The sequence below is a fragment of the Candidatus Poriferisocius sp. genome (assembly GCF_965219815.1).
Classification (GTDB): domain Bacteria; phylum Actinomycetota; class Acidimicrobiia; order Acidimicrobiales; family Bin134; genus Poriferisocius.
The window spans coordinates 207,615-221,814 of record NZ_OZ244791.1 but is presented as its reverse complement, the minus strand read 5'-3'; the positions used below and the strand labels follow the sequence as shown (position 1 = coordinate 221,814).

Genomic DNA, 14,200 nt, shown 5'->3' with positions numbered 1-14,200 from the left:
TCAGCCGCCCGATCCCGACTGCCCGAGAAACACCGCCCGGGCCAGGTCGTCGCGCTCGGCCAGCTCTTGGGCCGGGCCCTCAAAGCGAATCTGCCCCTTCTCCAAGAAGATGGCCCGGTCGGCCACGGCCAGGGCCACGTTGAGCGACTGCTCCACGATGATCATGGTCTGCCCGTCGTCGCGGAGCCGCTCCACCACTTCCAACAGCGACTGCACGGTTACGGGAGCCAGCCCGAGCGACAGCTCGTCGATCATCAAGATCTCCGGGTCGTGCATCAGCGCCATGGCCAGCGACAGCATCTGCTGCTGCCCGCCGGAGAAATCGCCGGCCACCGCCGATCGCCGCTCGGCCACCACCGGGAACAGGTCGTAGGCCCGTTCCAGGCGCGGTTCGAGCTCGGCGTTGCCGTAGCGGTACCCGGCCATGCGCAGGTTCTCCTCCACCGACAAACCGGGGAAGATGGCCTTGCCCCCGGCCAACTGCACGATCCCGATCTTGGCCCGCATCCCGGGGTCGGCATAGGTGATGGTGCGCCCGTGGAGCCGTACCACTCCCCGCTGGGGCACCCCCAGCCCGCTCACCACCCTGAGCACAGTGGACTTGCCCGCGCCGTTGGTGCCCAGAAGGGCCAGCGACTCCCCTTGGCGCACCTCGAAGCCGATGTCGAACAGCACCTGCACCTTGCCGTAGGAGAAGTCCAGGTTGCGCACTTGGAGCACGGGGATGTCGGCGGCGTCGGCGGCCTTGAGGCGCTCGGCCTCATCTTGCTCCTCTTGGAGTTCCTCGATGACCAATGCGATGTCGCCTTCGATGAACCGGGAGCCGTAGGCCATGAGCGATCCCCCCACCAGGGTGGCGGGCAGGATCACGACGGTGAGCGCGGTCTGCTCGCCGTGAACATCGCTGAGCATCCCGGTGATCACCGCGCCCAGAAACGCCCCGAACAAGAACATGTAGATGCCCACCAGCGCGGTGCCCCGGGACCTGAGCCGGTAGGGGATGACCGAGGCGATCACACCGGGCAGAATGGCGAAGGCAGCCCGGGCAAAGCCGTTGGAGACACCCAGGAATATCCCGAGCAGCAAGACCGTGGGCATCCATATCCCCACCACCTGGATGGCGCCGAAGGTGACAACGAGGACGCCGATGAAAACCATGGCCCGAGAGGGGTGCTCCTTGAACAGGGCGTCGGCCCGCTTGCCCGACACCGCGGCGCCTACGAAGCCGGGCAGAACGGTGAGCGATCCGAAGATGCCCCGCTCGAACGCGCTGAGCTCGAAGTGATCCTCCAGGTGGAGGTTGATGAAGATGATGGTGGTGAAGATGGCGAAGCCGATGGCCGCCATGCCGGTGAGGTAGTAGTAGAACGACTTGATCTTCTTCAGCCGTTCGAACGCCACTGACAGCGAGATGGGCAGTTCGTCTTCCGACTCTTCCAATTCCGCGCCGAGCACGGCCTGCATCTCGTGGCTGCCCCGCCGGGGCTCGCGTACAAAGAAGGCGCTGATGGCCAGGGGAACGCCCAAGATCCCCATGGTGAGGAACACCCACCGCCAGCCCTCGTCCCCTGTGGCGATGAGCACGACCAAGCCGGCCACCAGCGGGCCCAGCGCTTGGCCGGCCATCTGGAACCAGCCGTTCAGGGCGAAGACCTTGGCCCGGGCCCCGATCGGGTAGCCGTCCATAAGCATGGGCCCGGCCACCGGGATGTAGTACGACTGCCCGAGTCCGGCGCCCATGCGGGCAATGAACAGCAAGAACGCGTTGGAAATGGCGCTGGTCACCATCACCACCACCGACCACAGCGACATTGCCGCCCCCACCACCAGCTTGCGGGGCATACGGTCGGCCAGCGAGCTCAGCGGGATGGAGCCCAGCAGGAACAAGATGCCGAAGGCGCCCCCGATGGCGCCGATGGTGCCGTCGGACACGTCGAGCGAGTCCTGGATGTCGGGGGCGATCACAGCGAACGCCGACGTCTCCAGCGTCTCCACGAAGCCAAGAAGGCCGATGAACCCGATCAGCCCCTTTCCGCCCCGACGCAGGCCCTGGCGCAACGTGAGCTGTTCAGCGTCGAAGCTGCCCTCCGGGCCGCGCTGGGCGGCCTCCGCGGCGGCGATCTCTTGTTGGCGGCGCTCCTCCTCGTCGAAAACCCTGGCGACCAGGTCCGCCGGGGTCTCCGACCGCGGGGATTCGGTCATCCCTTCAGATGGCTCCAAGCACCGTCAGTCCGACGAAGCCAGCTATTGGTCGAGCATCATCCGAGCGCCGTCGATCTCAAGCCAGCAGGCGCAGTCGGCTCGATATTCCTTGAGCGTTACCCCGTCGGGAGCGTCGTGCTTGGTGGGACTCCACGAGCCGGTGACGTCGCCGAGCCGGTAGTCGGTGAGCGACTCGAAGCCCTGGATCAGCGTGGCCTGGTTCACGGTGCCGTAAGTGTCCTGAGACCAGTTGGCCGCCGCTTCCAGATTCTTGATGAACAGGCAGGTGCTGCCCACTGCGCTCCAGGCGTCCTTGTTCTCAACGATGTCGTAGGAAATGCCGGTGACCTCAGTGAATACGGCATTGCATTCGATGGTGTGCTCATCCGGGCTCGTCCGGTCGAATCCGTAGGTCAAGCCGTACAAGCCGAAGAAGAGGGTGGGATCGGGGGCCCGGCCGTACACCGCCTGAGCCACCGAGTCGAACACCAGGTTCTCAATGTCGCTCACCAGCCACTGCGGGTCTAGGCCCGACTGAGCGGCCAAGAACACCGCGATCCCGAACGGCGATGGAGGCACTAGGGAGAAGATGGTGTCCACCCCGGCCGCCTGCATGCGCTCCAAGCCGATGTCCACCTGAGAGCAAGAGGTGCCTTGGCAGGGCAGAGCCACCTGGTCGGCCAGCTCGTAGCCGGCCTCGGCCAGGGCGGCCTCCAGCACACCGGCGGCCACCTCGTGCTCGCCGATGTCGCCCCGCATCAGGCCGAGAGTGCGTCCTTCGAGCAAGCCTTGGGCTTCCACCATGGTGGGCCACGCGCCCATCAAACGCTCGGTGGTCATGGCCTGGGAGAACAGCCTCCCGTTGGATCGGTCGTAGATCTCCTGGGGCAGGATGCCCGACAGCATGTAGGCGATCCGCTCATGGCCCTCGGTGGCGCACAGCACCGTTTCGGCAGTAACGCCGCCCACGAAGTGGACGATGGCCACTTGGTCGTCTTCGGTGGCGCCGATGCAGGCGGCCTGCTGGTCGGTGGCCGACGCCCCCGGCGGATACTGGTGGAACACGATCTCGATGTTGCGACCGCCCGCGCCTCCCCGGGCGTTGACCTGCTCGGCAAAGACCACGTAGTTGCGGGGGATGTCGCCAGTGTCGGGGAGGATGCCCGCGTCTTCGAGCGACTTGCTGTCGCTGCGCAAAATGCCGACCTTGATGGTGTCGTCGGTGATGCCCACCGTCGACCCCTCTGGCACCGGGATCGGCGTGGGAGCCTCTGTCGGCTCAGGTTCGGGTTCGGGCTCATCCGCGGGTTCGTCGGCTGGCTCATCCGCGGGTTCATCGGCCGGTTCGGGCTCATCCGCGGGTTCATCGGCCGGCTCATCAGCGGGTTCGGGTTCGGGGTCTGGTTCGTCGGCTGGCTCGGGGGCGCTGGTCGGCGCCGGCTCCACAGCCTGAGGTTGGTCGGGGTCCTCGGAACTGCTGCAAGCTGAGACGAGCAGCGCGAGCAACGCGATCAATGCGAAAATGACAGTACGCCACTTGGTGCGAGTCATGACTTCCCCCTGCAAACTCACCGGTTGTTGTGCTGAGATAGTTCTCGAGGTGACGCTAACAGAGCTGAAGTGGCGTTTCCAGAAAGCGAATATGAGGTTTTCACTGCCATGACCAGCACTCCGAGCCGAGTTGGCCGAGTGACTACGGGGGAGGCCGCGGTCACCAGCCGAGAGGGGTTCGACCTGCACGAGCTGCGTTCCATTGTGGAGGTTGAGGTGGCCTTGGACGACTATCCGCTGGCCGACGCGGTGGTCGACCGGGCGTTGGTGTACCGCACCGAGGCGCTGCGGGGATGCCTGGGAGATCTTGACCAGGCTGCTGCCGTCCGCAACGAACTGACCCGGGCGCTTCATGACGGTCCAGGGGTGATCCTGATCACCGGCGCCATCGAGACCGCAGTGGTCGACCGGGCTACCGAGGTGTTCGAGCAGATCATTGCTGACGAACGGGAAGCCGGCGGCGGCGGGGGAGATCACTACGCCGAGCCGGGGGCCAACGACCGGCTCTGGAACGCCCTGGAGAAGCTGGCCGTGGCCGACCCCGAGGTGTTTGTGGACTACCACGGGAGTGACATGATCGATTTGGCCTCGCTGGCCTGGCTCGGCCCCGGCTATCAGATCACCGCCCAGGTGAACGCCATCAACCCCGGCGGCGCGGCCCAAATGCCCCACCGCGACTACCACGTGGGGTTCATGACCGACGACGTGGCCGAGCGCTATCCGATCCACGCCCACCGGCTGTCCCCGCTGCTCACCCTCCAAGGAGGCGTGGCCCACTGCCACATGCCGGCGGAGACGGGGGCCACAATGCTGCTGCCCCACTCCCACAAGTACGAGCTTGGCTATCTGGCGTGGCGGCGGCCCGAGCTGATCGAGTACTTCGCCGAGCACCATGTGCAGATCGAACTGAACAAGGGCGATCTGGTGTTCTTCAGCCCGGCGGTGTTCCACGCCGGGGGCCACAACCGCACTTCCGACGTGCGGCGGATGGCCAACCTGTTGCAGATCTCATCGGCCATGGGTCGGGCCACCGAAGCCGTGGACCGAGAGCGCATCGTGACCGCCATCTACCCCGTGCTGTTGCGCCGCCAGGAGGAGGGGCTCGACCCGGTGGCCATCTCCTGCGCGGTGGCGGCCAGCGCCGAGGGCTACGCCTTCCCCACCAACCTCGACCGCGACGTGCCCATCGGCGGCCTCACGCCCCCGTCACAGCAGGATCTGGTGCGGGAGGCCCTGGCCAACAAGACACCCCCCGACGAGCTCGCCGCTCAACTCACCGCCCATCGCCACCGTCGGGCCACGCACTAGCTGGCGATGGCTTGGGAGATGGAGAGGTCTACTCGGCGGCGCTTGCGGTCGACGGCTAGGACTTTGACCCAGACTTCTTCGCCGGGGAGGACGATCTCTTCGGGGTGGTAGACCCGGTACTCGGCCATCTCGGTGATGTGGACTAGGCCCTCGATCTCGTCGTTTACGGCCACGAAAGCGCCGAAGTCGGCCAATCGGGTCACTCGGCCGGTCATCAGACCACCGACCTCGAGTTCGGTCAGCGGGTCGGGGGTGAGCTTCATGGTGAGGTTCACCCGCTGCTTGGGCTTTTGGATCGACTTGACCTTCACCTGCACCTCATCGCCCACGCTCACCACCTCGTTGGGGTGCTGCACCCGTTTCCAGGCCAATTCGGTGGTGTGGACCAGACCCCGCACGCCGTTGATGTCGACAAATGCTCCGAAGTCCTGGATGTCCACCACCTTGCCGGTGTACTCGTCGCCCGCCGACATGGTCTCCATGAAGGCCTTGGCCGCCTTGCGCTGCTCGGCCCGGACCACCGCTTTGCGGGATAGCACCAGGCGGCCTGACACCTGGTCGGCCTCCACCACCTTGCACTGCACTTCTCGCCCGACCAGCGCCTGGAGGTTCTCCACCGGCTCCACGTCGATCAGCGACGACGGAATGAACCCCCGCACACCCACGTCGCATGACAGCCCACCCTTGACCACTGCTGTGATGGTGCCGGTAACGGCCTCGTTGGCGGCGGCGGACCGGGCGATATCCACCCAGGCAATCTGCTGCATGGCCCACAGCCGGGACAGCACGATGCGCCCCTTGTGGTCTTCTCGCACCAGCACGGCGGCGTTGACCACCTCGCCCAGCACGCACTGCTGGGTAAGGTCGGCGGCCGCATCGTCGCCCCAGTAGCGCTGGCTGATGACCCCGATGCGCCCGCCGCCCAGATCGAGCTCTATTTCATGGGCAGCCTTGGTCTTGACCGTGCCAGACACAATGGTCCCCCCGGTCAACCCGTCCACCGTGGGCGAAGCCGGCTCCCCCGGCGGCGCCTCTGGCTTCGGGTCCGCAGCGTCCTCGGTATCGGGTTCTTCGGCGGCGGCTTCGGGTTCGGGCTGCGGTTCTTCGGCGGCGGCTTCGGGTTCGGGCTGCGGTTCTTCTTCGGCGGCGGCTTCGGGTTCGGGCTGCGGTTCTTCGGCGGCGGCTTCGGGTTCGGGTTCTTCAGCTACGGGTTCTGGCTCCGCGGCAGGTTCAGGCTCGACCGCAGGTTCTTCGGCAGTCACTTCCACCTCAGACATAGGGAAATTAACACTAATGGCCTTGATCGGATTACCGACAAGGGAAGGTCAGGTTCCGGCTAGGCGGGCCACCACTGGGGCCATCTCCTCCATGGATTCGATCGACAGGCCGATGTAGCTGATGCCCAGTTCCTCTCGCTGGTTAACCAGCTTGTCTGCCACCTCGTCCACCGTGCCGATCAGGCTGTGGGGCGAGGCCAGGGCCTGGTCGGTGTCCAATCCCAGTGCTGGTGCCAGCGCGCCGGCAAAGCTCCGCTTGTCGTCGGTAACTCTGGCCACATGGACCCGGGAGTGCAGTTCCAAGCCTTCGAACCGCTCACAGGCGCTCTCGCGGATCCAGTCGATTTTGGCGGCGGTGGCCTCGGTGGTGGCCGACGATCCCACCCGGTTGTCGATCACTCCAGCAGCCATGTTGGGGTTCACCCCCACGATGTCGGCCGTTCGGGCTGCCAACCGCAGCACCCGTTCAGAACCTCCGGCCACGAACAGCGGCGGGCCCCCCGGCCGCACCGGCTCGGGCAGCCCCTCCAGGCCGTCGATGGTGTAGTGCTGGCCCGAGAAGGTGACCGTCTCGCCGGCCAGCAGTCCCTTGATGATGGCCACCGCCTCGCCGAGGCGCTCGATTCGCACGCCGGGGCGGTCCATGGCGATGCCGGTGCTCTGGTAGTCGCTGGTCTGCCAACCGGCCCCGATACCCAACTCAAACCGCCCGCCGGACAACACGTCCAGCGTGGCCGCCTCCTTTGCTAGCGCCGCCGGGTGGCGGAAATCGTTGGCCAGCACCATGGTCCCCAATCGAAGCGTGGTGGTGGCCTCCGCGGCGAAGGCCAGCGCCACCATCGGTGCCGGCCCCTGGTCGAAATGGTCGGGCATGCAGAAGATGTCGTAGCCCAGCCCTTCGGCCCGCCGAGCCATCTCCCGCCATTCCTCAGCGTCAGTAAACCCCCGAGCCTGCACCCCAAACCGAAAACTGCCCATCCAGGCGACACTACCCGTCAAGCTGACATACCCATCGGTAGTGTTGGCTAGATGTCCGCTACCGCGCTCACCGAGGGCCTGAACCCGGCCCAGATCGACGCGGTTACCCATCCCGGCGGCCCCATTTTGGTGGTCGCCGGGGCCGGGTCGGGCAAGACCCGAGTGCTCACGCACCGCATCGCCTACCTCATCGATGAACTGGGCATTTCCCCGTTCGCCCTCCTGGCCATCACCTTCACCAACAAGGCGGCCCAGGAGATGAAGCACCGGGTGGGCGCCCTCGTCGGACCGGTGGCCGACAAGATGTGGGTGAGCACCTTCCACTCGGCCTGCGCCCGAATCCTGCGCTACGAGCACGAGGCCATCGACTTCCCCTCCAGCTTCACCATCTACGACCAAGCCGACTCGGTGCGGCTCACCCGCTACATCCTCAACGATTTCGGCTTCGACACCAAGCAGATGCCCCCCCGGTCGATTCACGCCGCCGTCAGCGCGGCCAAAAACGAGATGACCAGCGTGGCCCAGTACAAAGACCGGGCCGCCAACGTGTTCGAGCGCCGCATCGGCGAGGTCTACGACGAGTACCAGCAGCGCCTCCGCCGGGCTGGGGCCATGGACTTTGACGACCTCCTGGGCACCACCGTGAATCTGTTTCGCCAACAGCCCGATGTGCTCGACCGGTACCGCCGCCGCTTCGAGCACGTGCTGGTGGACGAATATCAGGACACCAACAGCGTGCAGAATCAGCTCGTGCTGCTGCTGGGCCAAGAGCACCGCAACGTGTTCGTGGTGGGCGATGCCGACCAGTCGGTGTACCGCTTCCGGGGAGCCGACATCCGCAACATTCTGGAGTTCGAGCGGGCCTTCGAAGACGCCACCGTGGTTCTGCTGGAGCAGAACTACCGCTCCACCCAGCGCATCCTCAGCGCGGCCAACGCGGTGATCGCCAACAACCTGGCTCGCAAGCCCAAGAACTTGTGGTCCGACCAAACCGACGGCGAGCGCATCGTCCGCTTCTGCGCTTCCGACGAGTACGAGGAGGCCCGCTGGGTGGTGCGAGAGGCGTTCCGGCTCCACGACGACGAGCAGCACCGCTGGGATGAGATGGCCGTCTTCTACCGCACCAACGCCCAGAGCCGGGTGGTGGAGGAGTTGCTCATGGAGGCCGGGGTGCCTTATCAGCTCATCGGCGGCACCCGGTTCTACGACCGCCGGGAGGTAAAGGATGCGCTGGCCTATCTGCGGGTGACGGTCAACCCCGGCGACGCCGTGAGCCTGCGCCGGGTGTTGAACACCCCCAAGCGGGGCGTGGGCGACGGGTCGGTGGCCAAGCTGGAGGCGTGGGCAGAATCCCACGGCCTGACGCTGATGGATGCCCTGGGACACGCAGCCGAGGCCGGGATCAAAGGTCGGGCGCTGAGCGGCATTCAGACGTTCTTGAATGTGATCGCCAACGCCCGGGAACGCCTCGATGGAGAGCCGGCTGCGGTGCTGGAGCACTTGCTGGAGAAAAGCGGCTATCTCGACCAGCTGGAGGCCGAGGCGGCCAGCGAGACCACGGGGAACACCGAGGTCAGCGTGCAGGCCCAAGGTCGGTTGGAGAACCTCGACGAGTTGATCAGCGCGGCCACCGAGAGCGAGAACGTGAGCGACTTCTTGGAGTTGGTCAGCCTCGTGTCCGACACCGATGAGATGACTGAAGACTCCCAGCTCACCCTGATGACCCTGCACTCGGCCAAGGGCCTTGAGTATCCCGTGGTGTTCTTGATCGGCATGGAAGAGGGCATTTTCCCCCACATCCGATCGATCACCGAGCCCGACGAGTTAGAAGAGGAGCGCCGTTTGGCCTATGTGGGCATCACCCGGGCTCAGCAGCGCCTGTATCTGACCCATGCCTGGACTCGAAACGTCCACGGCGCCTCGATGTACAACGCGCCGTCCAGGTTCCTGGAGGAGATCCCCGAAGAACTGATTGACGACCGCGGCAGCAGCCGAACCCGCTCATCCAGGAGTGCTCTTCGCGACGCTGGCCCCTTCCCCGGACGGGATCGCATGGTGGACGCCGCACAATCCGCCCGAACCCCAGTCGAGGCCGACCCCAACCCGGTGCAGTTGGTGGTGGGCGACGACGTGAATCACGCCAAGTTCGGCCTCGGCGTGGTAACCGACGTGAAAGGGGCAGGTGGCGACGCCGAGATCACCGTCAACTTCACCACCGAAGGCACCAAAGTGCTTATGGCCTCGTTCGCTCGCCTCGAAAAGGTCTGACCTTGAGGTTCACTCGGGGAGCGTGAGGCGGGTTTGGGGCTGGTTGCGCAGGCTCATGGCTTGTTCGCATTGGCTCTGATGCTTGGATGGCGTGTCGTGGGTGCAATAGTGCTCAACGGTTCGTATGTCCAGCACGGTGGCGCTCGCACCGGCCCTTTTGCAGGGGTGTATCTGAGGTTCGTGGGGCTGTTTTGCCCTGGTGTTGTAGCCGTCGGTGTGGAAGTCGGGCGGGGCAATGGGGTCGGCGATGACCCGGTCTCCGGTAGTCATCGGGCCGATGTCCCCGTTCCACAGCGCCCAGGTGTCTTCGTCGAAGCGTACCTGGGGGTAGGGCAGTTCCAGCCAAACGGCGAGCGGTCGCCCGTCGGGGCCGGTGTGCTTCCAGGAGTCACCCCATAACACCGCTTGGGTCGTAGAGGCTGTTGTGGGGTACAAGTACACGCACTTTCGCTCCAGGTCGTAGTTCCTTGGCGCGGGCTCTATGGACAAGATCCCCACTAGCCTGGAGAGCTCCAGTTCCATGTCGGGATGGTACGGGTGCATGTCAAGAAACGGTGGCGGCGGCAGCTGTGCAACAGGAGGCGGCTCGCCGGGGCTCTGGTCGGCAGGGGGCGGCTTGACAGCGGGGGCGATACCCTGTTGTTCCAGCAGATCCCGCTGGTTCCAAGGCCTCGTGTCCTCCACGCATATGCGCTCGAGTTCCTCTCCTTCGTGCCATACCCACTCTGGTGGCTTGTTCGAGCAAAGCCACTCCACGGACGCCCAAAGGCCAGCGGGCACAGCGACGGCGTGGGCAGAACAGACATCCCAGAAAAGGTGGAGTTCGTGCGGCTCCTTGTCTCCAACATCTTCTAAGTATGGATCTGAGGACACGATGACCCGGTCTCCGTGGGCGATCTGAATGTCGTAGTCCCACAGAGGGTTCCACAGAATCTGGTTGTTTTCATCAAAGCGCACTTCGGGATAGCGCAGCGACAACGCCAGGCGTCTTCCCTTCCAATTGTCCCAATTGGCCAACGATTCGTCCACGAACCCTTCCGAGACATCGGTGAGGTATACGCAGGGCGGCTCTATGGACACGATCGCATGCAACCATCCAACCGTCGGGTACATCTCTTCGGGGTGTTCCACCCACATACCCGCCAGCGGTGGCTGCTGCCAATCCGCGTTGTGCTGAGCTTTACCTTCTTCTCGTCCCGCCCCCGAACCCTGGGGCGGTCGATCCGTCTCGTCCCGTTCGAGTTCGGCCGTCGCCGAAACAGCGGCCGAGGGCAGTTCCACTGCTGCCTGCGGCTCCGACGAGCAAGCTGTAGCTGCCAATGCAATGCACACCAACACAGCCCCGTACCTGACCACCCCTCGTGCCACACTGAGCGGTGTTGGGTGCCTCTTGCCGCTGCGTACACCTCTTCTGAGGTGTGAGTTGTACCTAGTCACGTTAAGCGTCTCCGCGTGGTCACGGGGCGTTCAGTGTGACGGGCTGGGTGAGCACCTCCACACTCAGGAAGGACTCGACTTCCCTGATGCCAGAGAAGACAACCAACTTGTCACCCGAAACGCAATCGGATTTGTTGGTAGTGGCCGCCGTTATTCCGTAGGCTTTTCCGCCCCTATAGACTGGTCCTCCGCTGTCGCCTCCGCAGCCTCTCAGCTGTTGGCCCTCAACCTTCACGAACACGTGACCGCACTCCACTATTGCGCCGGCAGAGTCGCGGCATGGAGCATTGGCCCATCTCAACTGGTGGTTGATGTTGGTGATCTCGCCACAAGATATCCCGCTGCTTTTGCCTGTGTGACACGCGAAGTCACCTGGCATGTCATCTCGGGCGACGGTCATGTCGGCGCGGGCGATGGTACCGGTGACGTCGCATGAGGGGTTGGGGTGGCTGCGTGTGTCGCGGCACAAGTAGTCGTCGAGTACATAGTGGGATCCGCTGGTTGGAGTGGGGATGCTGTGGAACTGGGCGTCGGCGGTGGCGCTCAGCCAGCCGTAGACGAATGGTAGTTCCACACCGTGCATACTGAACCTAACGGTTTCGATGGGGAGATCATTGCCGCAGTGTCCGGCGGTGATGATGCCGTAGTCGTAGCCGCTGCCGTTGCTTCGGCGGGCAGTGAACCCCGAGGTACATGAGCGTATAGCTTGCATAGTTTCGCCGCCTTGGAAGCTCCCCGCTGGGGCGATGCCGCGTCCGTCGGCAACGGTGAAGGGCACTTCGATGTGATCGTCGAGCAGTTTCGCGACCACGGCCTTGCTTTGCTCGAAGGTCAGTTCAGACACCGTGCCTAGCGGGCCGACATCGGGAGCCAGACCGGGGTCTATGCCGACGCGTACAGCATTGCCCGCCATGTCGGTCTCCAAGAACGTGACCACGACGGCCAAACCAGCGTCAATTCCGCCCTCGGTCTCGCCGGGGACGCCAGGCACACCAGGTCCGGTCTGCGTTTCTTCGCCGGTGTTGCCCACTGCGCCGCTGTTTGTGGCAGGTCCTTGAGCCGCGAAGAGCTTTTCTGATAGGTCGCTCTGCGCGGCTTGGAGGTCGGCGTAGCTGTGCTGGGCACCGGTGCGTATTTCCACATCGTTGTGAGCGTTGGCCACCGCTGACGCAGCAGCGCTGGCGGGTTCGGCCCCGGTGAGCAGCACCCAGCCTCCGAAGCCGCTGCGGTGGTCTATGCCCCATCCGGCCAGTCGCGCTGTTTCAAGACCGCGGATCGACGCCAGAGCCTTCTGGACCACCTCAATGCGTGCTAGGCGGCGGCGGGCCTCAGCATGCGACACCGAGTACTCCAACGCATACGATTCCACCACCACATCGACCGACTCCGCGGTCGAACTTTGCTCTATTGGCTGAGGCTGCTTGTCGTCGGCCGCGTGCACCGTGCCCGCGGTTGTCGCGCCAACGGCAAACAGTCCAATTGCGCAGAGCAGGATTGCCTGTCGCTTCTTCCACTTCATTTGGCACCTCCGATTCTGGGTTTCACCCGTTGTCTTGAGTCTGGGATTGAGAATGTTTCTCTTGGTTCGGTTCCATACGTCTTCAAATGAACGTATGTCGGTTTCACCGGTCTTTCAACCAAATCGGGTGTCAAAACATGACAAGTTTTTGTCATGTTTTGACACTTGACGATGCCGAGGCGAGGGTGTACAGGACGGTTCGTTTTAATGTTCAAGCGGGTTTTCGAGGGTGCCATCGTGGTCCTGTGAGAGCAGAACTACCGCACCACTGTCGGCGTCCGGGTGCTGCTCTCCTCCTACGCCCGTCTCGAGAAGGTCTGACCCTTATGGGCTTGGGGTTTACTCGGGGAGTATGGGGCTGGTTTGGGGCTGGTTGCGCAGGCTCATGGCTTGTTCACATTGGCTCTGATGTCTGGATGGCGTGTCGTGCGTGCAGTAGTGCTCCACAGTTTGTACATCCAGCACGGTGGCCCTCGCGTTGGCCTTGTCACAGGGATCGTTTATGACCGGTTCGTGGGGCTGCTTATGGTTGCCGTAGCCGTTGTCGTTGAAGTCGGGCGGGGCTATTGGGTGGGTAATTACCCGGTCTCCGGTGGCCATGGGGCCGATGTCGCCGTTCCACAGCGTCCAGTCGTAGTCGTCGAATCGGACTTGGGGGTAGGGCAGATCCAGCCTGACGGCGAGCGGCCGCCCATCGGGGCCAGTGTGCTTCCACAAGTCACCCCACAGCACAGACTGCGGCTCCGTGGCCGCAGTGGGGTACAGGTACGCGCATACCCGTTCGTAGCCGCTATACCCCGCCGACTCTATCGATAAGACCCCCACCAGCTTGGACAGTTCCAGCTCCATTTCGGGATGATACGGGTGCATGCCAAAAAACGGAGGCGGCACCAGCTCTGCCACAGGCGGCGGCTCGCCGGGCTCCCGGTAGGCGGCGGGCGGCTTGAGGACAGGCGCGAGGCCCTGTCGCTCCAACAGATCCCGCTGGTTCCAAGGCCTCGTATCCTCCACACAGATACGCTGCCATTCTTGCTTTGCTGGTTGCCAGTCTCGCGGGTCTTGCGCGCAATACCACTCCACCGGCTCCAAGCCGAAGGCTGAGCCGGCTCCTTGGGCGGCGCAGGCATTCCAGAACAGATGCAGTTCTAGGGGCTCCTTGCCCCCTTGCGTTGTGCGGCCATCGGCTCCGCCCGTCAAGACCCGGTCTCCGTGGGAGATAGGAATGTCGCCATTCCAAAGCGTTTGGGTGCTCTCATCGAAACGCACCTCGGGATAAGGCAGTGACAACGCTATGCGCCGTTCTATCCCCTTTGCCGACAATTTGTCCGGGTCGGAGTAGAAAAACACGCAAGGCGGCTCTATGGACACAACCCCCATATGCTCCTCCATAAGGAACATCCGCTCGGGATGGTACGCGTACATGCCCGCCAGCGAAGGCCTCTGCCAATCCCTGCCGTCATTTCCCGCCGCCTCCTCGGGCGGCGGTACCGGACCATCGGTTAGTTCAGCTTCGACTGTCGCTGACACGGTGTCTGACGGCTGCTCGGTAGCAATTTGCTCCTCCGACGAGCACCCCGCAATAGCCAGCACAACATATACGGCCACAACTCCACAGCGCGCCGACCACCCAATGCGTGACGCCGCGCGGCACGGAGCAGGA

At 64.2% G+C, this 14,200-nt stretch carries 9 protein-coding genes; 2 read left to right on the top strand and 7 right to left on the bottom strand.

The annotated features are described in order from the left end of the window. On the bottom strand, positions 1 to 2,202 hold the full coding sequence (locus ACOQPI_RS01040; RefSeq protein WP_420617875.1) for an ATP-binding protein: 2,202 nt from the start codon (positions 2,200 to 2,202) through the stop codon (positions 1 to 3). Positions 2,203 to 2,244: 42 nt separating this feature from the next. Further along, positions 2,245 to 3,648, bottom strand: coding sequence for an ABC transporter substrate-binding protein (locus ACOQPI_RS01035; RefSeq protein WP_420617874.1), 1,404 nt, complete (start codon positions 3,646 to 3,648; stop codon positions 2,245 to 2,247). Positions 3,649 to 3,861: 213 nt separating this feature from the next. Here ACOQPI_RS01035 and ACOQPI_RS01030 point away from each other — a divergent pair, with 213 nt between their 5' ends. Then, entirely contained in the window at positions 3,862 to 5,061 is a 1,200-nt protein-coding gene (locus ACOQPI_RS01030) for a phytanoyl-CoA dioxygenase family protein (protein ID WP_420617873.1), read from the top strand. Here the strand turns inward: ACOQPI_RS01030 and ACOQPI_RS01025 are convergent. Beyond that, positions 5,058 to 6,338 carry a 30S ribosomal protein S1 gene (locus ACOQPI_RS01025; RefSeq protein WP_420617872.1) on the bottom strand — a complete coding sequence of 427 codons (1,281 nt, stop codon included), beginning with the start codon at positions 6,336 to 6,338 and terminating at the stop codon, positions 5,058 to 5,060. The genes ACOQPI_RS01030 and ACOQPI_RS01025 overlap by 4 nt on opposite strands. Positions 6,339 to 6,386: 48 nt before the next feature. Then, positions 6,387 to 7,316, bottom strand: coding sequence for a TIGR03621 family F420-dependent LLM class oxidoreductase (locus ACOQPI_RS01020; RefSeq protein ID WP_420617871.1), 930 nt, complete (start codon positions 7,314 to 7,316; stop codon positions 6,387 to 6,389). A 51-nt stretch (positions 7,317 to 7,367) separates the two neighbouring features. Between ACOQPI_RS01020 and pcrA the strand changes: the two genes are divergently transcribed. After that, on the top strand, positions 7,368 to 9,584 hold the full coding sequence (gene pcrA / locus ACOQPI_RS01015; RefSeq protein WP_420617870.1) for a DNA helicase PcrA: 2,217 nt from the start codon (positions 7,368 to 7,370) through the stop codon (positions 9,582 to 9,584). Positions 9,585 to 9,593: 9 nt separating this feature from the next. Here pcrA and ACOQPI_RS01010 read toward each other — a convergent pair whose 3' ends face one another. From ACOQPI_RS01010 to ACOQPI_RS01000, 3 genes are all read right to left on the bottom strand, one after another. Further along, positions 9,594 to 10,865, bottom strand: coding sequence for a hypothetical protein (locus ACOQPI_RS01010; RefSeq protein WP_420617869.1), 1,272 nt, complete (start codon positions 10,863 to 10,865; stop codon positions 9,594 to 9,596). A 175-nt stretch (positions 10,866 to 11,040) separates the two neighbouring features. After that, on the bottom strand, positions 11,041 to 12,540 hold the full coding sequence (locus ACOQPI_RS01005) for a hypothetical protein (RefSeq protein WP_420617868.1): 1,500 nt from the start codon (positions 12,538 to 12,540) through the stop codon (positions 11,041 to 11,043). Positions 12,541 to 12,879: 339 nt separating this feature from the next. Then, on the bottom strand, positions 12,880 to 14,145 hold the full coding sequence (locus ACOQPI_RS01000; protein ID WP_420617867.1) for a hypothetical protein: 1,266 nt from the start codon (positions 14,143 to 14,145) through the stop codon (positions 12,880 to 12,882). Positions 14,146 to 14,200: the final 55 nt, after the last annotated feature.

Coding starts and splice junctions, on each gene's coding strand:
- ACOQPI_RS01040 (WP_420617875.1), bottom strand. CDS start 2,202: ATGACCGAATCCCCGCGGTCGGAGACCCCGGCGGACCTGGTCGCCAGG.
- ACOQPI_RS01030 (WP_420617873.1), top strand. CDS start 3,862: ATGACCAGCACTCCGAGCCGAGTTGGCCGAGTGACTACGGGGGAGGCC.
- ACOQPI_RS01025 (WP_420617872.1), bottom strand. CDS start 6,338: ATGTCTGAGGTGGAAGTGACTGCCGAAGAACCTGCGGTCGAGCCTGAA.
- ACOQPI_RS01020 (WP_420617871.1), bottom strand. CDS start 7,316: ATGGGCAGTTTTCGGTTTGGGGTGCAGGCTCGGGGGTTTACTGACGCT.
- pcrA (WP_420617870.1), top strand. CDS start 7,368: ATGTCCGCTACCGCGCTCACCGAGGGCCTGAACCCGGCCCAGATCGAC.
- ACOQPI_RS01005 (WP_420617868.1), bottom strand. CDS start 12,540: ATGAAGTGGAAGAAGCGACAGGCAATCCTGCTCTGCGCAATTGGACTG.